The 19,496-nt window shown below is 59.3% G+C and carries 15 protein-coding genes; 8 read left to right on the top strand and 7 right to left on the bottom strand.

The window, feature by feature from the left end; translation table 11 throughout:
- Positions 1-213 precede the first annotated feature (213 nt).
- On the top strand, positions 214-2,106 hold the full coding sequence (gene mrdA, locus AC4IHP_RS24180) for a penicillin-binding protein 2 (RefSeq protein WP_490832928.1): 1,893 nt from the start codon (positions 214-216) through the stop codon (positions 2,104-2,106).
- 45 nt (positions 2,107-2,151) lie between these two features.
- Here the strand turns inward: mrdA and AC4IHP_RS24175 are convergent, their stop codons facing one another.
- Positions 2,152-2,556 (bottom strand): lysozyme inhibitor LprI family protein, encoded by a 405-nt coding sequence (locus AC4IHP_RS24175; RefSeq protein ID WP_460120436.1) that lies wholly within the window; start codon positions 2,554-2,556, stop codon positions 2,152-2,154.
- 39 nt (positions 2,557-2,595) lie between these two features.
- On the bottom strand, positions 2,596-3,510 hold the full coding sequence (locus AC4IHP_RS24170) for an ADP-ribosylglycohydrolase family protein (RefSeq protein ID WP_460120434.1): 915 nt from the start codon (positions 3,508-3,510) through the stop codon (positions 2,596-2,598).
- A gap of 176 nt (positions 3,511-3,686) precedes the next feature.
- Here AC4IHP_RS24170 and AC4IHP_RS24165 point away from each other — a divergent pair, with 176 nt between their 5' ends.
- The gene (locus AC4IHP_RS24165; protein ID WP_016775506.1) at positions 3,687-4,175 is read left to right on the top strand and encodes an SRPBCC family protein; all 489 of its coding nucleotides are present in this window, start codon (positions 3,687-3,689) and stop codon (positions 4,173-4,175) included.
- Positions 4,176-4,489: 314 nt separating this feature from the next.
- Here the strand turns inward: AC4IHP_RS24165 and acnA are convergent, their stop codons facing one another.
- Entirely contained in the window at positions 4,490-7,231 is a 2,742-nt protein-coding gene (gene acnA / locus AC4IHP_RS24160; RefSeq protein WP_490832927.1) for an aconitate hydratase AcnA, read from the bottom strand.
- A gap of 222 nt (positions 7,232-7,453) precedes the next feature.
- On the opposite strand from acnA, the gene rlmM reads away from it, so the two are divergent.
- Together rlmM and tusA are read left to right on the top strand one after the other, a co-directional pair.
- Positions 7,454-8,527: a 23S rRNA (cytidine(2498)-2'-O)-methyltransferase RlmM gene (gene rlmM, locus AC4IHP_RS24155; RefSeq protein WP_490832926.1), complete on the top strand. Its 1,074-nt coding sequence runs from the start codon at positions 7,454-7,456 to the stop codon at positions 8,525-8,527.
- 164 nt (positions 8,528-8,691) lie between these two features.
- A complete protein-coding gene (tusA, locus tag AC4IHP_RS24150; protein WP_460120427.1) occupies positions 8,692-8,943 on the top strand; it encodes a sulfurtransferase TusA in 252 nt (83 codons plus the stop codon).
- Positions 8,944-9,074: 131 nt separating this feature from the next.
- Here tusA and AC4IHP_RS24145 read toward each other — a convergent pair whose 3' ends face one another.
- Positions 9,075-10,484, bottom strand: coding sequence for an MATE family efflux transporter (locus AC4IHP_RS24145; RefSeq protein ID WP_038862250.1), 1,410 nt, complete (start codon positions 10,482-10,484; stop codon positions 9,075-9,077).
- A 160-nt stretch (positions 10,485-10,644) separates the two neighbouring features.
- Between AC4IHP_RS24145 and pdxB the strand changes: the two genes are divergently transcribed.
- On the top strand, positions 10,645-11,790 hold the full coding sequence (gene pdxB, locus AC4IHP_RS24140) for a 4-phosphoerythronate dehydrogenase PdxB (protein ID WP_460120423.1): 1,146 nt from the start codon (positions 10,645-10,647) through the stop codon (positions 11,788-11,790).
- 154 nt (positions 11,791-11,944) lie between these two features.
- On the opposite strand, the gene AC4IHP_RS24135 is transcribed toward pdxB, so the two are convergent.
- Positions 11,945-12,124 carry a PA1571 family protein gene (locus tag AC4IHP_RS24135; RefSeq protein WP_024013646.1) on the bottom strand — a complete coding sequence of 60 codons (180 nt, stop codon included), beginning with the start codon at positions 12,122-12,124 and terminating at the stop codon, positions 11,945-11,947.
- 258 nt (positions 12,125-12,382) lie between these two features.
- Between AC4IHP_RS24135 and AC4IHP_RS24130 the strand changes: the two genes are divergently transcribed.
- Positions 12,383-14,155: an ABC transporter transmembrane domain-containing protein gene (locus AC4IHP_RS24130; RefSeq protein ID WP_490832925.1), complete on the top strand. Its 1,773-nt coding sequence runs from the start codon at positions 12,383-12,385 to the stop codon at positions 14,153-14,155.
- A gap of 91 nt (positions 14,156-14,246) precedes the next feature.
- Here the strand turns inward: AC4IHP_RS24130 and AC4IHP_RS24125 are convergent, their stop codons facing one another.
- Entirely contained in the window at positions 14,247-16,175 is a 1,929-nt protein-coding gene (locus AC4IHP_RS24125; RefSeq protein ID WP_490832924.1) for a transglycosylase SLT domain-containing protein, read from the bottom strand.
- Between the two features lie 214 nt (positions 16,176-16,389).
- Between AC4IHP_RS24125 and AC4IHP_RS24120 the strand changes: the two genes are divergently transcribed.
- Positions 16,390-18,312 (top strand): ATP-binding cassette domain-containing protein, encoded by a 1,923-nt coding sequence (locus tag AC4IHP_RS24120; RefSeq protein WP_039760799.1) that lies wholly within the window; start codon positions 16,390-16,392, stop codon positions 18,310-18,312.
- 191 nt (positions 18,313-18,503) lie between these two features.
- On the opposite strand, the gene AC4IHP_RS24115 is transcribed toward AC4IHP_RS24120, so the two are convergent.
- Positions 18,504-18,941, bottom strand: coding sequence for a universal stress protein (locus tag AC4IHP_RS24115; protein ID WP_016775498.1), 438 nt, complete (start codon positions 18,939-18,941; stop codon positions 18,504-18,506).
- Between the two features lie 103 nt (positions 18,942-19,044).
- Here AC4IHP_RS24115 and AC4IHP_RS24110 point away from each other — a divergent pair, with 103 nt between their 5' ends.
- Positions 19,045-19,482, top strand: a complete 438-nt coding sequence (locus AC4IHP_RS24110) for a hypothetical protein (protein WP_460120418.1) — start codon at positions 19,045-19,047, stop codon at positions 19,480-19,482.
- The last annotated feature ends 14 nt before the right edge of the window (positions 19,483-19,496 follow it).

Below are 19,496 nucleotides of genomic sequence, written 5' to 3'. Positions count from 1 at the left end.
AGAGTAGGTCATCGTCAAGATTAAATTCCGAAACCCCAATTGCGAAAGCAGTTGGGGTTTTGTTTTGCCTGCGAGAACGTTTTTCAGGGTGCCATCAGGGAAATTCATCCTGAAGTGCACGGCCAGTTTTGGTATGGTGCAGCTCGTTTTTTAACGGACTGATGTCCTGCCCACGGATCGGCACTCATTTTATGTCAAAGAGTTGCTGTAGAAATGCCTGAACCAATCCCGATCAAGGACCATGAAAAAGAGACGCGGCTGGTCAATAAACGATTGATTGCCTGTGCTCTGTTCGTCTTCGCCATCAGTTGTGCCCTGGTGGTGCGCCTGTACATCCTTCAGGTCGTGGAATTCGACTACCACTCGACCATCTCCGAAAACAATCGCGTCCATGTCCTCCCGATACCGCCAACGCGTGGATTGATCTACGACCGCAACGGTGTGTTGCTCGCCGACAATCGCCCCAGCTACAACCTGACCATCACCCGTGAGCGTGCCACCGACGTCAATCAAGAATTGGACGAAGTCATCAACTTGCTGCACTTGCCTGCTGAAGACCGCACGGTATTCGATAAGGCGATGAAGCAATCCCGGCATCCGTTCACACCGGTCACCCTGTTTTATGAGCTGACGGAGGAGCAAATCGCCGTGTTGGCGGTTAACGAGTTCCGTTTGCCAGGCCTTGATGTCGAACCGCAGTTTGTCCGGCACTATCCCCTTGGTGCACATTTCGCTCATTCGATCGGTTATGTCGGCCGGATCAATGAAAAGGAATCGAAAACCCTCGACTCCGTGGAGTACCGCGGCACGCAATCCATCGGTAAGACCGGTATCGAGCGCTTCTATGAAGCGCAGCTGCATGGCCATGTCGGTTACGAAGAAGTCGAAACCAACGCTCAAGGCCGAGTGCTGCGGGTACTCAAGCACACCGATCCGGTGCCTGGCAAAAACATCGTTCTGAGCCTCGACGTGAAATTGCAGGAAGCCGCCGAAGCCGCGTTGGGCGATCGCCGTGGAACCGTGGTTGCTCTTGATCCATCCACCGGAGAAGTGCTGGCCATGGTCAGCAACCCCAGCTTCGATCCGAATCTGTTCGTCACGGGGATCAGCTCAAAGGAATACTCGGCGCTGCGCGATTCCATCGACCGGCCGCTGTTCAACCGTGTATTGCGCGGCCTGTACGCCCCAGGCTCGACGATCAAACCGGAAGTCGCAATTGCAGGCCTGGACGCTGGCGTGGTGACCCCACAAACCCGGGTCTTCGACCCCGGCTACTACCAACTACCGGATTTCGACCACAAATACCGCAACTGGAACCACAGCGGTGACGGCTGGGTGGATATGGACGCGGCGATCATGCGCTCCAACGACACTTACTTCTACGACCTGGCGCACAAGCTTGGCATCGATCGTCTGCACGATTACATGGCGATGTTCGGCCTCGGTGAAAAAGTCTCGCTGGACATGTTTGAAGAATCCCCCGGTCTGATGCCATCGCAGGCTTGGAAGCGCGCGACGCGGCGGCAGGCCTGGTATCCCGGTGAAACCGTTATTTTGGGCATCGGCCAGGGCTACATGCAGGTCACACCCCTGCAATTGGCCCAAGCTACGGCACTTATCGCCAACAAAGGGATATGGAATCGGCCGCACCTGGCCAAATCGGTCGACGGCGTAGCGCCGGTTGACGAACACCCGATGCCGAACATCCTGCTCAAGGATCCGCGCGATTGGGAGCAGGTCAACCACGGCATGCAGATGGTCATGCACGATGCTCGAGGCATTGCCCGTGCGGCCGCTGCGGGTGCGCAATACCGCATCGCCGGCAAGAGTGGCACGGCGCAAGTGGTGGCGATCAAGCAGGGGGAGCGCTACAACCGCGAGAAAACCCTGGAGCGCCACCGTGACAACGCACTGTTTGTAGGATTCGCACCGGCCGAACATCCGAAGATCGCCATCTCGGTAATGATCGAAAACGGCGAGGCGGGTGGTCGTGTTGCCGGTCCAGTCGTGCGGCAGATCATGGACGCCTGGTTACTCGATCAGGATGGCCACCTCAAGCCGCAATACGCGGCGCCGAGCAAAGCGCCGGGGGATCCTCACGTCTGAGTGTAACGGTTTCACAGCACAGGCTCCCGCAAGCGGAGCCTGTGACTACGAGCCGGGTACCGGGCAACTCATATCACCTTCCTCACATTTCAAATATTGCTTGAGCGACTCGATGCGCGTTTTGGTCATGTCCGTCAGGCAATCGCTGTAAATCAATGGATAAACGCTCCCGCCGTCCACCCCGGATGCCGAAAACTTGCACTCGGCATCCCGAAAGCTGACCCACGCCCGCTGCGCGTTGACCAGCAGCTTCTTTCCGTCCGGGTTGTCTTTAAGGCGCGCGGTGATCTGCTGATAGAGCGTATTCAACTCCTTGTCTGCCGCTTTGAATGCTTGCCCCGCGCACTGATTCATCGTCGCCTGATCGTTGGCGTTGGCGCAATCGACGGCGGCATGGGCGAAAGGGGAAAACAAAAAGGGCGCAGAGGCCAGAAGCAGACGCGCTGACATAAGGTTCTCGCTGTATCCAGTGGAAAAGTGAATCGATAATTATGTACGTAGCCGGGAGGCCTCAAGCAAGCGATCCGCAGTGGCGGTGATTTCCTCGCCTTCATGCAGCCGCTCCAGCCAGTGCTCGGGAATTGCCCGAGCTCCGTAGTAAGCACCTGCCAACTGACCCACAATAGCAGCAGTTGTATCCGCATCATCACCGAGATTGGCCGCTTTCAACACCGCGTCGGCGTACGTCTGCGTCTGGTGAAAGCACCATAAAGCGGCTTCCAGCGATTGCAGGCAATAACCGCTGCCTTTGATTTCGTTTTCCGCTTTGCCCAGGTAGTCACCTCGCGCAAGCGCAACCACCTTGGGCTGGGAAAGCTGGAGCAGCTGCGACCGGCGAAGCTGTGTTTTCGCCGCACCCTCAAGCGCTCTTGCGATCAGATCAGCCAGCAATAGACAGCACTCAATTGCCTCCGGCGCCGCATGGGTTGTGCGGGAACTGTCGGCAGCAAAGGTCTGGATCTTTCGAAGGTCGGGAAAATAGAACAGCACAACGGGCGCCAACCGCATCAGTGACCCGTTACCAGCTGTCAACGGATCAGTCGACCCTGCGAAAGGCTCCCCGGTTCGCTGATACTGTTCCAGCGCTCGGCTGACGGTCATGCCGATGTCGAAACATTCACCGGTGGAGCTCAGGTATCCCCATTTCCACCAATTGAGATAGCGGCCCATCTGATCAGCCGCGTCGAAACCGTTTCTGCTCAGCAGGCTCTCGGCCAGACAGAGTGCCATTGAAGTGTCATCGGTCCATTGCCCTGGCTTGAGCTGGAACGGACCACCGCCGACCATGTCGCTCAGCGGCTGGAATGATCCTCGCGGTTGGAACTCAACTGTTGTGCCGACCGCATCGCCGCAAGCCAGGCCGAGGAGGGCGCCGCGATACCGATCGGCGAGAGAGGGCTGCATGATTCGTCCTTGTTACTGCGGATTCGCTGGAAAGATAACAGGTCAAGCGGCGCCGATCACAGAGCGCAAACTACCGCAGGATGTGTCCGCTCGAATCGATGTTTGCAGCGCCTGGATACAACTTCGTATTGGACATGTGGTCATACAAGCCTAGTGTTCAGAACAGGAGGTGACGTATGAAACCAGTACCTAACAGTTTCGAACGCAAGATCACGCTCAAGGCGTCGCGTTCCCACGTCTGGCGTGCACTGGTCGATGCCGAAGCGTTTGGCCAGTGGTTCGGCGTGGCGCTCGAGGGGAGGCGATTCATCGCCGGCGAATGGACGCAAGGTCAGGTCACGTACCCCGGTTATGAACACGTTTTGTGGAATGTGCTGATCGAGCGGGTCGAGCCGCAGCAGTTATTTTCTTTCCGTTGGCACCCGTATGCGGTCAACCCGAAAATCGACTACTCACAGGAGCCGACCACACTGGTCAAATTCGAATTGCAGGACTTCGAAGACGGCACTCTACTGAAGGTCTCGGAATCCGGCTTCGCGCACATCCCTGATATCCGTCAGAAAGAGGCGTATTACATGGACAGTCGCGGCTGGGAGGAGCAGTTGAGCAGGCTTGAACAGTTTCTCGCCGAGAGCGCCAGGGCTCGTGAAAGCGGCGGTGCCTGACGGGCCTAAGGGTTTTCGGAAGTGTCTGTATGGCGAATGTCTTACACGCATTGGTAGCTTTTACGACTATTGCTGATTGGATCCACTGGGTAATCTACACACATCAACTGAGACACAGGGAGTGTTTCAGGATCATGGACGATCGACCATCGCAAGGATCGCTGCCGACAGGGAGTCGATAATGGTCTTGGGAAAAACCCGCTTCGGCGGGTTTTTTTTCGTCTGAATGTAGGAGCCGCCGAAGGCTGCGATCTTTTGATCCTGCTTTTAAAAGCCAAGTCAAAAAGATCACAGCCTGCGCGAATGTCATCCCGTCACGAAGCAATCAACTGCCGCAACACATAATGCAGGATCCCCCCCGATTTGAAGTACTCGACCTCATTCAGCGTATCAATGCGGCACAGGACTTCGATCTTCTCCTGACGCCCATCCTCGCGAGTGATGATCAACGGCAGGTTCATTCGCGGCGTCAGCTCGACGCCGGTTAATCCCAAAATCTCGAACGTCTCTTTGCCGGTCAGATTGAGACTCTTGCGATTCTGATCAAGCTTGAACTGCAACGGCAGCACACCCATCCCGACCAGATTGGAGCGGTGAATACGTTCGAAGCTCTCCGCAATCACGGCTTTGACACCCAGCAGATTGGTGCCTTTCGCCGCCCAGTCACGGCTCGATCCGGTGCCATACTCCTGACCGGCAACCACTACTAATGGCGTGCCCGACGCCTGGTATTTCATGGCTGCATCGTAGATGGCCATTTTTTCCCCGGTGGGGATGTAAATCGTGTTGCCACCTTCCTCGCCACCCAGCATCTCGTTGCGAATACGGATGTTGGCAAACGTGCCGCGCATCATCACTTCATGGTTACCACGACGTGAACCGTAGGAGTTGAAGTCGCGCGGCTCGACACCTTTCTCCTGCAGATAGCGCCCAGCGGGGCTGTCGACCTTGATATTGCCGGCGGGGGAGATGTGGTCTGTGGTTACCGAATCACCGAGCAAAGCCAATACCCGCGCACCTTTGACGTCTTTCACTTCCGGCAGAGGGCCGGAAATGTCGTCGAAGAAAGGTGGATGCTGAATGTAGGTCGAATCGTCCTGCCAGACGTAAGTCGCCGCTTGCGGCACCTCGATGGCCTGCCATTGCTCATCACCGGCAAATACTTCGGCGTATTCCTTGTGAAACATCGCCGTATTGACCTGATTTACCGCCTCGGCGATTTCCCGGCTGCTCGGCCAGATATCGCGCAGATACACCGGATTGCCCTGTTGATCCTCGCCAAGCGGTTCGCTGCTGATATCGGTGCGCACGCTGCCGGCCAATGCGTAGGCGACAACCAGCGGTGGAGAAGCCAGCCAGTTGGTCTTTACCAGCGGGTGTACGCGACCTTCGAAGTTGCGGTTGCCGGACAGGACTGATGCGACGGTCAGATCGGCCTTCTGAATGGCTTTCTCGATCGGCTCCGGCAGGGGCCCGGAGTTGCCGATGCAGGTGGTGCAGCCATAGCCGACTAATGAAAAACCGAGCTGATCGAGGTACTGCGTCAGGCCGGCAGCCTTGTAATAGTCGGTGACGACTTTCGAACCGGGGGCCAGCGAGCTTTTGACCCACGGCTTGCGTGTGAGACCTTTCTCTACAGCCTTCTTCGCCAGCAACCCCGCCGCCATCATCACGCTCGGGTTGGAGGTATTGGTGCAGGAGGTAATCGCGGCGATGACCACGGCGCCGTTCTTCAGGCGATAGGTCTTGCCCTCGTATTCGTAGTCTGTTTCGCCGACCAGATCGGCGTTACCCACGGCGACGCCGCCACCGCCCTCGCTTTCCAGACGTCCTTCTTCCTTGCTGGTGGGTTTGAATTGCAGGTCGATGAAGTCACTGAAAGCCTGCGCGACGTTCGGCAGTGAGACGCGATCCTGCGGACGTTTCGGCCCGGCCAGACTGGCTTCGACGCTGCCCATGTCCAGCGCCAGGCTGTCGGTGAACACTGGCTCCTGACCCGGCAGCCGCCACAGGCCTTGAGCCTTGGTGTACGCCTCGACCAATTTCACTACTTCCGGCGGCCGGCCAGACAAGCGGAGGTATTCCAGCGTGACATCATCGACCGGGAAGAAGCCGCATGTCGCTCCGTACTCTGGAGCCATATTAGCGATCGTTGCACGGTCGGCCAGAGGCAGGTCGGCGAGGCCGTCGCCGTAGAACTCGACGAATTTGCCGACCACGCCTTTTTTGCGCAGCATCTGCGTCACGGTGAGCACCAGGTCGGTAGCGGTGATGCCTTCCTTGAGTTTGCCGGTCAGTTTGAAGCCGATCACTTCCGGAATCAGCATCGACACCGGTTGCCCGAGCATCGCCGCTTCCGCTTCGATCCCGCCAACGCCCCAGCCGAGCACGCCGAGACCGTTGATCATGGTGGTGTGGGAGTCGGTGCCGACCAGCGTGTCCGGGAAGGCGTAGGTGCGGCCATCCTCTTCTTTGGTCCACACGGTGCGCCCGAGGTATTCAAGGTTGACCTGGTGGCAGATGCCCGTGCCCGGGGGTACCACGCTGAAGTTATCGAACGCACTCTGGCCCCAGCGCAGGAAGGCATAGCGCTCGCCGTTGCGTTGCATTTCGATATCGACGTTCTGTTCAAACGCACTGGCGCTGGCGAACTTGTCGACCATTACCGAGTGGTCAATCACCAGATCCACCGGCGACAACGGGTTGATCCGCTGCGGGTCGCCACCAGCCTTGGCCATTGCCGCGCGCATGGCGGCGAGGTCGACTACGGCGGGGACCCCGGTAAAATCCTGCATCAATACTCGGGCAGGGCGGTACTGGATTTCCCGATCGGAGCGGCGCTCCTTGAGCCACGCGGCGATGGCTTTGAGGTCAGCGCCGGTGACGGTTTTTTCATCTTCCCAGCGCAGCAGATTTTCCAGCAGGACCTTCAACGACATCGGCAGCTTGTCGAGGTCGCCCAGGCTTTTGGCGGCTTCCGGCAGGCTGAAATAGTGGTAGGTCGTGGCGTCGATCTGTAGGGTTTTCAGTGACTTCAGACTATCGAGGGACGGCATTACGATCACTCCTTTGAGTCCGCACGGCAACGGACTGAGGGGACGGGCAGAGCACTAAACCTAGCCCTGTTTTGAGTAGCTGGCTAATAACTGGACTCTATGGACGGAACCAAGGTTCCGACTTCGGCTATCATGCGCCGGTTTTCGTGACAGGCATTGCGGTAACGCAAGGCTTGAGCATCGCGCAGCGGCCGAATGATCGACCGTTGCCCAGGAGTAAGAATGAACACCCTATTCATGCATTGCCGGCCCGGCTTCGAAGGCGAAGTCTGTTCGGAAATTTCCGACCTGGCCGCCCGTCTCAATGTGGCCGGTTACGCCAAAGCCAAAACGGCGGCGGCCTGCGCCGAGTTTGTCTGCACTGAAGCGGACGGCGCCGAACGCCTGATGCGCGGTCAGCGTTTCGCCGAATTGATCTTCCCGCGGCAGTGGGCGCGCGGCTTTTTCATCGATCTGCCGGAAAACGACCGGATCAGCGTGATCCTCGCGCACATGGCCGATTTCCCGGTGTTTGGCAGCCTTTGGCTGGAAGTGGTCGATACCAATGACGGCAAGGAACTGTCGAATTTTTGCAAAAAGTTCGAAGGCCCGCTGCGCAAGGCACTGACCGCCGCCGGCAAACTGGTGGAAGACGCCAGCAAGCCGCGTTTGTTGCTTACCTTCAAAAGTGGCCGCGAGGTGTTTCTCGGCATGGCCGATGCCGGCAATTCGGCGATGTGGCCGATGGGCATTCCGCGCCTGAAGTTTCCTCGCGAGGCGCCCAGCCGGTCGACCTTGAAGCTGGAGGAAGCGTGGCATCACTTCATTCCACGTGATCAGTGGGAAGACCGCCTGCACGGTGACATGACTGGCGTTGACCTCGGCGCCGCGCCGGGCGGCTGGACGTGGCAACTGGTCAACCGGGGCATGCTGGTGACGGCGATCGACAACGGCCCGATGGCTGAAAGCCTGATGGAAACCGGGCTGGTCCAGCATCTGATGGCGGACGGTTTTACCTTCAAGCCGAAGCAGCCGGTGGACTGGATGGTTTGCGACATCGTCGAGAAACCGGCGCGCAACGCGGCGATGCTGGAAGAATGGATCGGCGAGGGGCATTGCCGCGAAGCAGTGGTGAACCTGAAGCTGCCGATGAAACAGCGTTATGCCGAAGTGAAACGTCTGCTCGAGCGCATTGCCGATGGTTTCAAGGCACGTGGGATCAAGGTTGATATCGGCTGCAAGCAGCTGTACCACGACCGCGAGGAAGTGACTTGCCATCTGCGCCGGCACGACAGCAAAAAACCCAAATCCCGCTGAAGCAGAGCGAACTCTTGTGGGAGCGAGCCTGCTCGCGAAAGCGTCTTGTCAGCCGACATCAATGTTGGATGAAACACCGCATTCGCGAGCAGGCTCGCTCCCACATGGGTTGGACGATATCCCGAGCAATGCGCGACAATGCCGGCCAGTTTCTGGAGTGAACCATGAGTGAAATGATCGATACCCCGGTCGATGGCACCCTCGACGCCACCGGCCTCAATTGCCCGGAACCGGTGATGATGCTGCACCAGCACATTCGCGACCTGGTGCCCGGCGGCCTGCTCAAGGTGATCGCCACCGATCCCTCGACCAAGCGCGATATCCCCAAGTTCTGCGTGTTTCTTGACCACGAACTGGTCAGCCAGCAGGAAGAGGCCGGTACTTATCTGTACTGGATTCGCAAGAAGCACGCCTAGCAGTAGCTAGACATAAAACAACTGTGGGAGCGAGCCTGCTCGCGAAAGCGGAGTGTCAGTCGACATTAGCTCTGACTGGCACAGCGCATTCGCGAGCAGGTTCGCTCCCACATTTTTGTTCTGAGTAAGTCTTAGCCCGCCGAACGGCTGATCCGAATCCGCTTGCGCGCGCTGCGTGTCAGCCGGATTGACAGCATCAGCGCCGCGCAGCTCAAGCCGACGATCAAACCCTGCCACAAACCGCTCGGACCGCGTGGCTCGCCGAGCCAATCGGTCAGGCCCAGCGCATAACCGACCGGCAGACCGATGCCCCAGTAGGCGAAGAGAGTCAGGATCATCGTCACACGAGTGTCCTGATAGCCACGCAGTGCGCCGGCGGCGGTCACCTGGATCGCATCGGAAAACTGGAACAGCGCCGAATAGACAATCAGCATCGCGGCAATGTGAATCACCGTTGGATCAGCGGTATAGATCGCCGCAATCGGCTCGCGCAGCGCCAGCATCAGGCTCGCCGACAGGCAGGCGTAGGCCAGCGCCGTGCCCATGCCAACTCCAGCGGCAAAACGCGCTTCACGCGGTTCCTCGCGGCCCAGCGCCTGGCCGACACGCACAGTGACCGCCATGCCCAGCGAATAGGGAATCATGAACACCAGCGAGCTGACGTTCAGCGCGATCTGATGCCCGGCCACTACCGTCGCGCCGAGGCTGCCGATCAGCAGCGCAATCACTGCGAAAATGCTCGACTCGGCAAACACCGCGATGCCGATCGGCAAACCAATCGACAGCAGACGCTTGATCACCGCCCACTGCGGCCAGTCGAAACGGCTGAACAATTCGCTCGAGCGATAGGCCGGTGCCCAGCGTTCGTACCCGGCCAGGCCCAGCGCCATTACCCACATCACGATCGCCGTGGCCCAACCGCAGCCGACGCCGCCCATGGCCGGTACGCCGAAGTGGCCATAGATGAAGATGTAGTTCAGCGGGATGTTCAATGCCAGACCGCACAGGCCCAGCACCATGGCCGGGCGGGTGCGGCCGATGCCGTCGCTGGTGCAGCGCAGCACGTGATAGAAGGCCACCGCCGGCAAGCCGCTGGCGATGCCGTGCAGATATTGCATGCACGGGCCGATCAATTCGGGATCGACCTTCATCAGATGCAGCACCGGCTCGGCGGCGACCAGCATCGAGGTGGCGATCAATCCGACTACCAATGCCAGCCACAACGCCTGACGCACAATCGGGCCAATTTCGCTGTGCTTGCCTGCGCCGAAGCGCTGCGCGACTTTTGGCGTGGTGGCCAACAGGGTGCCGGTCATCAACAAAAACACCGGAACCCAGATCGAGTTGCCCAGCGCCACTGCCGCCAGGTCCTTGGGCCCGACGCGTCCGGCCATTACCGCATCGACGAAGCCCATGGCCGTGGTCGCCAGTTGCGCGATGATGATCGGCAGGGCCAGAGCGAGCAGATTTTTCAGCTCCAGACGAATCCGCGCAGGGCGGCTCAGCGAGACGGCGACAGGTTGGTCAGTTACAGGGTTCACAGGCAAAGCGTCCAGAAAGTATTGATGCGCAACGCGGCGCATTCTACGCCGCTGACGCCTCGGTCAGGAAAAATCCTCTGTTACGTATTTGTAAGCGCAAACCCTGCTGGCTGATCGGCGCGTCTGCACCTAAACTGCCGATCCGCCCAAGGAGCCCGCCATGCTGATTGTTGCCGACGAAAATATCCCGCTGCTCGATGCCTTTTTTGCCGGTTTTGGCGACATCCGCCGAGTGCCGGGCCGCTCCATTGACCGTGCAACGGTCGAGCAGGCCGATGTGTTGCTGGTGCGTTCGGTGACCAACGTCAATCGTGCGCTGCTTGAAGGCAGCAAGGTGCGCTTTGTCGGCACCTGCACCATCGGCACCGATCATCTGGATCTGGATTATTTCAACGAGGCCGGGATCTGCTGGTCGAGCGCGCCGGGTTGCAATGCCCGTGGCGTGGTCGATTACGTTCTGGGCAGTCTGATGACGCTGGCCGAAATCGAAGGCGCGGATCTGACTCAGCGTACTTACGGCGTCGTCGGCGCCGGTGAAGTGGGGGGGCGTTTGATCAAGGTCCTGAAGGGCCTGGGCTGGAACGTCAAGGTTTGCGATCCGCCACGTCAGGCTGCCGAGGGCGGCGATTATCTCAGCCTTGAGCAGATCATCGAGCAGTGCGACGTGATCAGTCTGCATACGCCATTGACCCGCAGCGGCGACTCTGCAACCTGGCACCTGTTCGATCAACAGCGTTTGCAGCAACTCAAGCAGGGTGCCTGGCTGATCAATGCGGCGCGCGGCCCTGTGGTGGATAACGTTGCGCTGCGTGAGGTGCTGCTGGAGCGCGAGGACCTGCAGGCAGTGCTCGATGTCTGGGAAAAAGAACCCGAAGTTGATGTTGCGCTGGCCGAGCTCTGCGTATTGGCCACGCCACATATTGCCGGTTACAGCCTCGACGGCAAGCAACGCGGGACCGCGCAGATCTATCAGGCCTACTGTGCTTTCAGCGGCCAACCTGCGGTTATCCAGTTGAGTGATCTGTTGCCAGCGCCGTGGTTGTCGGAAATTTCCTTGCACGGTGACAGCGATCCGGCGTGGGCGCTGGCGATGCTGTGCCGGGGTGTGTACGACCCGCGCCGGGATGATGCGGATTTTCGCCGCAGCCTGGTGGGAAATGTCGCTGAACAGCGTACGGCGTTTGATGTGTTGCGCAAGCAGTATCCGGTGCGACGCGAGATCGAAGGGCTGAAGGTGCGGATTGAAGGGGAGTCGCCGGTGTTGCGGCAGATTGTGGCGGCGCTTGGGGCAATCCGTGTCTTGTAGGAGCTGTCGAGTGAAACGAGGCTGCGATCTCTTGATCTTGCTTTTTGAAGATCAAAAGATCGCAGCCTTCGGCAGCTCCTACACGATTTGCAGCTAAATCAGGAGCATAAAAAACCCGGCCAATCAGGGCCGGGTCAGGAAGACGGTGGCTACATCATTCTTGTTCGGCAGGCTTGACCAATCGCTTCTCCAGCTCGCGGCAAGCGTCCTGGATCATGTCTTCAGTGATCGGTACTTCGCGGCCCTGCTCATCGATAATCGAGCAACCCAGAGACTGGTCGGGTTTGGTGCGGATCACTTCAATCTTGTCTTCGCTGCTGTGTTGCAAGGACATGGCCTGTCTCCTCTTCAGGTTGTGTGCCTAAGTTAAAACCGCCACGTGACCAGGCTGTGACAACTCCCTGCGGTCTGTCGGCGGGCGGCATCTCTACTCAAACAGAATTGACCGCCGGTCTCAACCGCAACCTTAGACCAATCGTTTCTAGCATCCGGACATCCCGGGCATATTTAACCTGACTCATTGTGATTTACAGAGTTCCACCCCATCTGAACCTGTAGGCTGGCCCGATCCATCTGCGCAGACGTGAACTCCATGATCTCCATGCTTTCTTCCCGACACCGGCGCGCCCTGCGCCTGACCAGTCATTTTCTCCTGCCGTACCGCTGGCATGCCTTCGGCGCTTTACTCGCGCTGATCGTCACCGCCGGCATTACCCTGTCGATGGGGCAGGGCATCAAGTTGTTGGTCGATCAGGGTTTCATGACCCGGTCGCCACATCTGCTCAATCAGTCCATCGGCATTTTCATGCTGCTGGTGCTCGGGCTGGCACTGGGCACTTTTGCGCGGTTCTATCTTGTTTCGTGGATTGGCGAGCGCGTGGTCGCCGACATTCGCCGTCAGGTGTTCAATCACTTGGTGTATCTGCATCCGGGCTTTTATGAGGACAACCGCAGCTCGGAAATCCAGTCGCGCCTGACCGCTGATACCACGCTGCTGCAATCGGTGATCGGCTCGTCGCTCTCGCTGTTCCTGCGCAACCTGCTGATGGTCATCGGTGGTGTGGTTTTGCTGTTCATTACAAATCCCAAACTCACCAGCATCGTTGTGATTGCGTTACCGCTGGTGATCGCGCCGATCCTGATTTTCGGCCGCCGCGTGCGCAATCTGTCGCGCCAGAGCCAGGACCGCATCGCCGACATTGGCAGCTATGTGTCGGAAACCCTCGGCCAGATCAAAACTGTGCAGGCCTACAACCACCAGGTGCAGGACGAGCAGCGTTTCGCCTCGACCGTCGAGCAAGCGTTCGAAACCGCGCGTAAAAGGATCTTCCAGAGGGCGTGGTTGATCACCCTAGTGATCGTGCTCGTGCTGGGCGCGGTGGCGGTGATGTTGTGGGTCGGCGGCATGGATGTGATGGCGGGGCGGATATCAGCCGGTGAGTTGGCGGCATTCGTTTTCTACAGCCTGATCGTCGGCAGCGCGTTCGGCACGCTGAGCGAAGTGATCGGCGAACTGCAGCGTGCTGCTGGCGCAGCAGAACGCATCGCAGAGTTGCTGCGTTCGGAAAACATCATCCAGCCACCGTTGACCGGACTGGTCACTTTGCCAGCGCGAGTCAAAGGTGAACTTGAACTGCGCGACGTGCGCTTTTCCTACCCCTCGCGTCCGGAAAGCTACGCCGTCGATGGCTTGAATCTGACAGTGAGGGCGGGCGAAACCCTGGCGTTGGTGGGGCCCTCGGGCGCGGGTAAGTCCACGGTCTACGACCTGTTGCTGCGCTTTTACGATCCGCGCGAGGGTCAGATCCTGCTCGATGGCGTGCCGCTTACCAGCCTTGACCCGCTTGATCTGCGCCGCTGTTTCGCGCTGGTCTCGCAAACCCCGGCGCTGTTTTTCGGCAGTGTGGAGGAGAACATTCGCTATGGCTGCCCGACCGCCACGCTTGCGCAAGTCAAGGAAGCTGCGCGAATTGCCCACGCCCACGACTTCATCGAACAAATGCCGGACGGCTATCAAACTCATCTGGGAGATGGCGGCCTCGGGTTGTCCGGCGGTCAGCGCCAGCGCTTGGCCATTGCCCGCGCCTTGCTGGTGGACGCGCCGATCCTGTTGCTGGACGAAGCCACCAGCGCCCTCGACGCACAGAGCGAACATCTGATCCAGCAGGCCCTGCCAACGCTGATGGAGAACCGCACCACGCTGGTGATCGCTCACAGGTTGGCCACGGTGAAGAACGCTGATCGGATTGCGGTGATGGATCAAGGCAAGCTGGTAGCGGTGGGGACACATCAGCAATTGATCGCCAGTAATCCGCTGTACGCGCGGCTGGCGGCGTTGCAGTTTAATGATGGTCAGCCTGATTAACCGACCCAGTAAACGACCCAGTAATCCGCCATAAAAAATGCCCGTATCTCACGATACGGGCATTTTTCATTCTCCGGCGGTCGCTGCCTGCTCATTGATCATCAAAATACCGCTCATGCCAATCCACCAAAGGTTGCGGCGAGTTTAGCTTTTGCCCGTAGATCACCGAGTACGACAACACGTTCTGCACATACTGGCGGGTTTCATCGAACGGGATGCTTTCCACCCAGACGTCAAAGCTCAGGTGATCGGCGCCGCGCAGCCACTGACGCACGCGGCCGGGGCCGGCGTTGTAAGCGGCGGAGGCGAGCACGCGGTTGCCGTTGAACTGGCTGTGTACCTGGCTGAGGTAAGCAGCGCCGAGCTGGATGTTCTTGTCCGGATCGAGCACTTGCTGCGGTGAGGCCAGGGGGATGCTGAACTTGCGCGCGGTTTCCTTGGCCGTGCCAGGCATCAATTGCATCAGACCGCTGGCGCCGACGCCGGAGCGCGCGTCGTCCATGAAGGCGCTTTCCTGCCGGGTGATGGCGAACACCCAGCTCGAATGCAGGCCGCGAACCTTGGCTTCACGCACGAGTGTATCGCGATGAGCCATCGGGAAGCGGATGTCCAGATCGTCCCAGTACTGCGCCTGACTGATCGTGCGGATCGCCGGGAAGTACCATTTCAGGTCGTAGGCCAGTTTGGCCTGGGCGACCATTTCATCGCGGTTGAAATGACGGCTGACGTGATACCACTCGCGGCGCCCATCGACGATCTGCCCGCGTGCATGGAACTCCAGCGCGCGGCGCACGCCGGGGGTGTTACGAACCTTGTTGATCAACGCTTGGCTGAGCACCAGCGGCTTGTTGTTCAGCGAGTAAGGCGATTGCGAGCGATCAGCCGCGAGGAAGCCGTAGAAGTCACGTTCCCGCGCCAGATTCTTGTACAGGGTCAGCGCTTGCGGATTCTGCGGCTGGGCCAGTTCCAGGCTGCGCGCCTGCCAGTAGCGCCAACGGTTGGTGGTGGCAAGGTCTTGCGGCAGGCGTTTGGTCAGCTCGTAGGCATCATTCCAGCGTGCCAGACGCAGCAGCAGGCGCATGCGCCATTCCGAGACGGTGTTGTCGCGCAGCTCCGGATCGTATTTGGTCATGACATCCAGCGCGCGGCTGTCGAAACGGCGCGCCAGGGTCAAGCCGATCTCGCGGGCGATCGCGACTTTTTCATCGCGAGAGAAATGCATGCTGCTGGCGTAACCGTCGAGCAGAGCCATGGCCTTGTCCGGGTCCTGCCGAGCAAGGCGTCGCAGGCCGAGGCTGACGACGCCGGACATCGGCTCATCGGCCGGGGTGAAGCGCGACGGCTGGTTGAGCAGTTCGGGTTTCTGCGCCACGTCGACCAGCAAACGACCGCGTGGGGCGAGGGTGGTCAGGCCGTTGATCAGGCTGTTGGCCAGCGGATAGTTGCGGGCCTGCGCGGCAAGTTTGGTGCGCTCCCAGCGTTTCTGCTCGGTTAGCTGGCCATCGGCGGCCCAGATGCCGAATAGGGCGTCACACGCAGCCGGTTGCGATTTGCCGGTCAGCCAGAGTTTTTCCGCACTGGCATAGCCTTCGGCTTTCTTGTCGTGGCTGATCTGGTACTGCGCGTTGAGGCAGTCGAGTTCGGTGAAATTCAGTTTCGGATCGTAATACTTGACGAAGGTCGCCCAGTCGCCGCGGTCGGCGAGCCAGCGCAACCAGCGCAGCTTCATCCAGTTGGCTTGCGGCAAATCACCGTGTTCGGCGAGGAACTTCTCGATCTCCGCGTTGCTCGCGGTTTTCAGCCGCGCGGTCAGTTCGTCGTAGGCCAGGTATGGTTCCAGCGGATAATCGGCCAGCGCCTGGCTGTAGCGGAAATACGGGCCGGTATCGCCTTTGGCCAAGGCGCGCTTGGCTTCATCGTAATATTGGCGCTGGGTAGAAAGGTCCACCGCCTGGACGGATTGAGCGGCAGTGGCGGTGAGAAACAAGCAGGACAAAACACTGAAAAGGCGACTGCGCATGAGACATCCGGGCAGAGAAATCATGACAAGTGCCGATCGGAATCCGCACTGAATTGCCTGTAGCTTAGCCTTTTGCCAGCAAGCGGCGAAAGCTTTGCGCGCCTCGCTGCACAAGTTCGCAACAATTGTTGTGCAGAGTGCTTCGACAGACAAATTGCCGGCCTGCTGGAGCCTCAAGTCAGGTAGAATGCGCGCCCGGTTTTTGGAGAAGCTCATGACCCTGCTCAAATTCAGCGATGTGTCCCTTGCGTTCGGCGCTATGCCGTTGTTGGACAAGGTGTCCTGGCAGATCGCCCGTGGTGAGCGGGTGTGCATCATCGGCCGCAACGGCACTGGCAAGTCCAGCATGATGAAACTGGTCAAGGGCGACCAGAAGCCTGATGACGGCTCGGTGTGGCGTGCCCCCGGTCTGAAAATCGGCGAATTGCCGCAAGAATTGCCGGTGGCCGACGACCGGACGGTATTCGATGTGGTGGCTGAAGGCCTCGACGGTGTTGGCGCCTTGCTCGCCGAATACCACCATCTGAGCCAGAACATCGTCACCGACGCTGATCTGGACAAGCTGATGCACGTCCAGCACGATCTCGAAGCCCGTGACGGCTGGCGCTTGCAGACGCTGGTCGACAGCACCCTCAGCCGCCTGCAACTGCCGGCCGACAAGACCCTCGCCGAGCTGTCCGGTGGCTGGCGTCGTCGCGTGCTGCTGGCGCAGGCGCTGGTGTCCGAACCGGATCTGCTGCTGCTCGACGAACCGACCAACCACCTGGACATCGGTGCGATTGCCTGGCTCGAAGAGGCGTTGAAAGATTTCCAGGGCGCCGTGCTGTTCATCACGCACGACCGTTCCTTCCTGCAAAACCTCGCCACGCGCATTCTTGAACTGGATCGCGGTGGACTGATCGACTGGAACGGCGACTACGCCAGTTTCCTCGTGCACAAAGAAGCTGCGCTGGCCGCTGAAGAAACCGCCAACGCGCTGTTCGACAAGCGTCTTGCTCAGGAAGAAGTGTGGATCCGTCAGGGCATCAAGGCCCGGCGTACCCGTAATGAAGGTCGCGTCCGCGCGCTGAAAGCCCTGCGTGTTGAGCGCAGTGAGCGTCGCGAGCGTACCGGCAAAGCCAACATCCAGCTGGAAACCGCGGACAAGTCCGGCAAACAGGTGATGGTGCTCGAGAATGTCAGCTTTGCGCATCCGGGCGGGCCTTTCCTGATCAAGGATTTCTCCATGGTCCTGCAGCGCGGCGACCGTATCGGCCTGCTCGGCGCCAACGGTACCGGCAAGACCACGCTGTTGAAACTGATGCTCAGCGGTTTGCAACCGACCAGCGGTAAAGTGGAAGAGGGCACGCGCATCGACGTGGCGTACTTCGATCAGTTGCGCCATCAGCTGGATCTGGAAAAAACCGTGATCGACAACGTCGCCGAAGGTCGCGACTTTATCGATATCGACGGTCAGAGCCGCCATGTGCTGAGTTACCTCGGTGACTTCCTGTTCAGCCCGCAGCGTGCGCGTACGCCGGTCAAGGCATTGTCCGGTGGTGAGCGTGCGCGTCTGTTGCTGGCGAAGCTGTTCAGCAAACCGGCGAACTTGCTGGTCCTCGACGAACCGACCAACGACCTCGATGTGGAAACCCTCGAGCTGCTCGAAGAAGTGCTGCTGACCTTCAACGGCACCGTGCTGATGGTCAGCCACGACCGGGCATTCCTCGATAACGTGGTGACCAGCACCCTGGTCTTCGAAGGTGAAGGCAAGGTTCGTGAATACGTCGGTGGCTATCAGGACTGGATCCGCCAAGGCGGCTCGCCGCGTCTGCTGGGCGTGACTGAAAGCAAATCGGGCAAGGCTGACCTGAATTCGGCGGTGGTTACCGCGGAGCCGGCTCCAGTGGCTGCGCCTGCCGCTGCCGCTCCGGTTGCCAAGAAGAAACTGAGCTACAAGCTGCAGCGCGAACTGGAAGCCTTGCCGGGCGACATCGACGCCAAGGAGCAGCAGATCGCCGCGGTTGAAGCGGAAATGGCTGAAGCCGGTTTCTACCAGCGTCCGCCGGCGGAAACGGCCAAGGTGATTGCTTCGCTGGAGCAATTGCAGGCCGAGCTGGATGCGTTGGTGGAGCGTTGGGCCGAGCTGGATGCCTGATTGCTGCTGATGTGAAAAAGCCCGGCGCTCAGTGATGAGCGCCGGGCTTTTCATATGTAATGCGATCTACAGGCGGGAGCAGGTCAACTGTGGGAGCGAGCTTGCTCGCGAAAGCGGTGTGTCAGGCAGCACTCATATTGATGTGCCGACGTATTCGCGAGCAGGCTCGCTCCCACAAAGAGCAAGACAGATCAGCGTTTGACCAGGTGCACCGCCAATACATCGCATGGCGCGCCATGTAGCACATCATTCGCGGTCGAGCCGAGCAGCAGCGCCAGGCCATGACGGCCATGGCTTCCGACCACGATCAGATCGCACGCTTGTTCCTTGGCGAAATGATGGATTTCCTGGCGTGGCTGGCCGTAGGTCAGATGGCAATTGGCGCCTTCGAGCTCGGGGTATTTCGATTTGAGTTTTTCAAGACGCTCCTTGGCCTGATCAAACTGCTGTTGTTGCAGTTGTGACAGGTCCATTGGCACGTCGCCACCGAAGGCCATGGCCATAGGTTCAACGATATGCACCAGCGACAACTTCGCAGCGTTGCTCACCGACAGCTCGCGGGCGCGGTGGATCACAGGGTCGCACTCTTCGGTCAGATCTACGGCGACCAGTATGTGGTGGTAGGGCATGAGGTGCTCCTCCTGAGGGTTCGATATTGGTAAGTATGGCTGGTTTCAAGCGCATTGGTTCGCTAGTGACACAATGGGCTCATCAAAAATCGGGAGTACAGATATGACGGTCTGGCTGGTGGTGTCAATCCTGCTGGTAGTTTTAAGTCCATTGGCTTGGTTACGCCCATCGCGCACGCAGAGCGGGCGCATGGCCTTGCGCATGGAGGCGCGACGCATCGGCCTGGCCATGCAGCTGGCGCCGCAGGAGTGGCCGCATTGGCTGCTGCCGGAGCCGCCGAATCCCTGCGCCCAGTACCACCGGCCGCGGCGTGGCAGTCAACCTGCGTGCTGGACCTACTGGCAGAAAACCCCGGGCGTTTGGGTCAATCAATGGCAGGAAGTCTGCGATGAGCGGGCGCTGCTCGATTATTTCGAAAAATTGCCGGGTAATGTTTTCAAAATCGAAGCGGACAAGCAGATGATCGCGTTGTATTGGGGCGAGAAGGGCGAGGCGACGGTTCTGCAGGATATCGACACGACGTTGAAAGCGCTGGCGTGAAGCGGCGATTTTTC

Source organism: Pseudomonas sp. UF-293 (genome assembly GCF_058245595.1).
Note: the sequence above shows the minus strand (reverse complement) of the source record. Positions and strands in the feature narration are given on the sequence as shown.

What these genes read in the sequence shown, in the direction of transcription:
- acnA (WP_490832927.1), bottom strand. Translation starts at nt 7,231, where the DNA reads ATGCCGTCCCTCGATAGTCTGAAGTCACTGAAAACCCTACAGATCGAC.
- AC4IHP_RS24120 (WP_039760799.1), top strand. Translation starts at nt 16,390, where the DNA reads ATGACCCTGCTCAAATTCAGCGATGTGTCCCTTGCGTTCGGCGCTATG.
- AC4IHP_RS24125 (WP_490832924.1), bottom strand. Translation starts at nt 16,175, where the DNA reads ATGCGCAGTCGCCTTTTCAGTGTTTTGTCCTGCTTGTTTCTCACCGCC.
- tusA (WP_460120427.1), top strand. Translation starts at nt 8,692, where the DNA reads ATGAGTGAAATGATCGATACCCCGGTCGATGGCACCCTCGACGCCACC.
- AC4IHP_RS24165 (WP_016775506.1), top strand. Translation starts at nt 3,687, where the DNA reads ATGAAACCAGTACCTAACAGTTTCGAACGCAAGATCACGCTCAAGGCG.
- AC4IHP_RS24170 (WP_460120434.1), bottom strand. Translation starts at nt 3,510, where the DNA reads ATGCAGCCCTCTCTCGCCGATCGGTATCGCGGCGCCCTCCTCGGCCTG.
- AC4IHP_RS24115 (WP_016775498.1), bottom strand. Translation starts at nt 18,941, where the DNA reads ATGCCCTACCACCACATACTGGTCGCCGTAGATCTGACCGAAGAGTGC.
- AC4IHP_RS24175 (WP_460120436.1), bottom strand. Translation starts at nt 2,556, where the DNA reads ATGTCAGCGCGTCTGCTTCTGGCCTCTGCGCCCTTTTTGTTTTCCCCT.
- AC4IHP_RS24135 (WP_024013646.1), bottom strand. Translation starts at nt 12,124, where the DNA reads ATGTCCTTGCAACACAGCAGCGAAGACAAGATTGAAGTGATCCGCACC.
- AC4IHP_RS24110 (WP_460120418.1), top strand. Translation starts at nt 19,045, where the DNA reads ATGACGGTCTGGCTGGTGGTGTCAATCCTGCTGGTAGTTTTAAGTCCA.
- rlmM (WP_490832926.1), top strand. Translation starts at nt 7,454, where the DNA reads ATGAACACCCTATTCATGCATTGCCGGCCCGGCTTCGAAGGCGAAGTC.
- mrdA (WP_490832928.1), top strand. Translation starts at nt 214, where the DNA reads ATGCCTGAACCAATCCCGATCAAGGACCATGAAAAAGAGACGCGGCTG.
- pdxB (WP_460120423.1), top strand. Translation starts at nt 10,645, where the DNA reads ATGCTGATTGTTGCCGACGAAAATATCCCGCTGCTCGATGCCTTTTTT.
- AC4IHP_RS24130 (WP_490832925.1), top strand. Translation starts at nt 12,383, where the DNA reads ATGATCTCCATGCTTTCTTCCCGACACCGGCGCGCCCTGCGCCTGACC.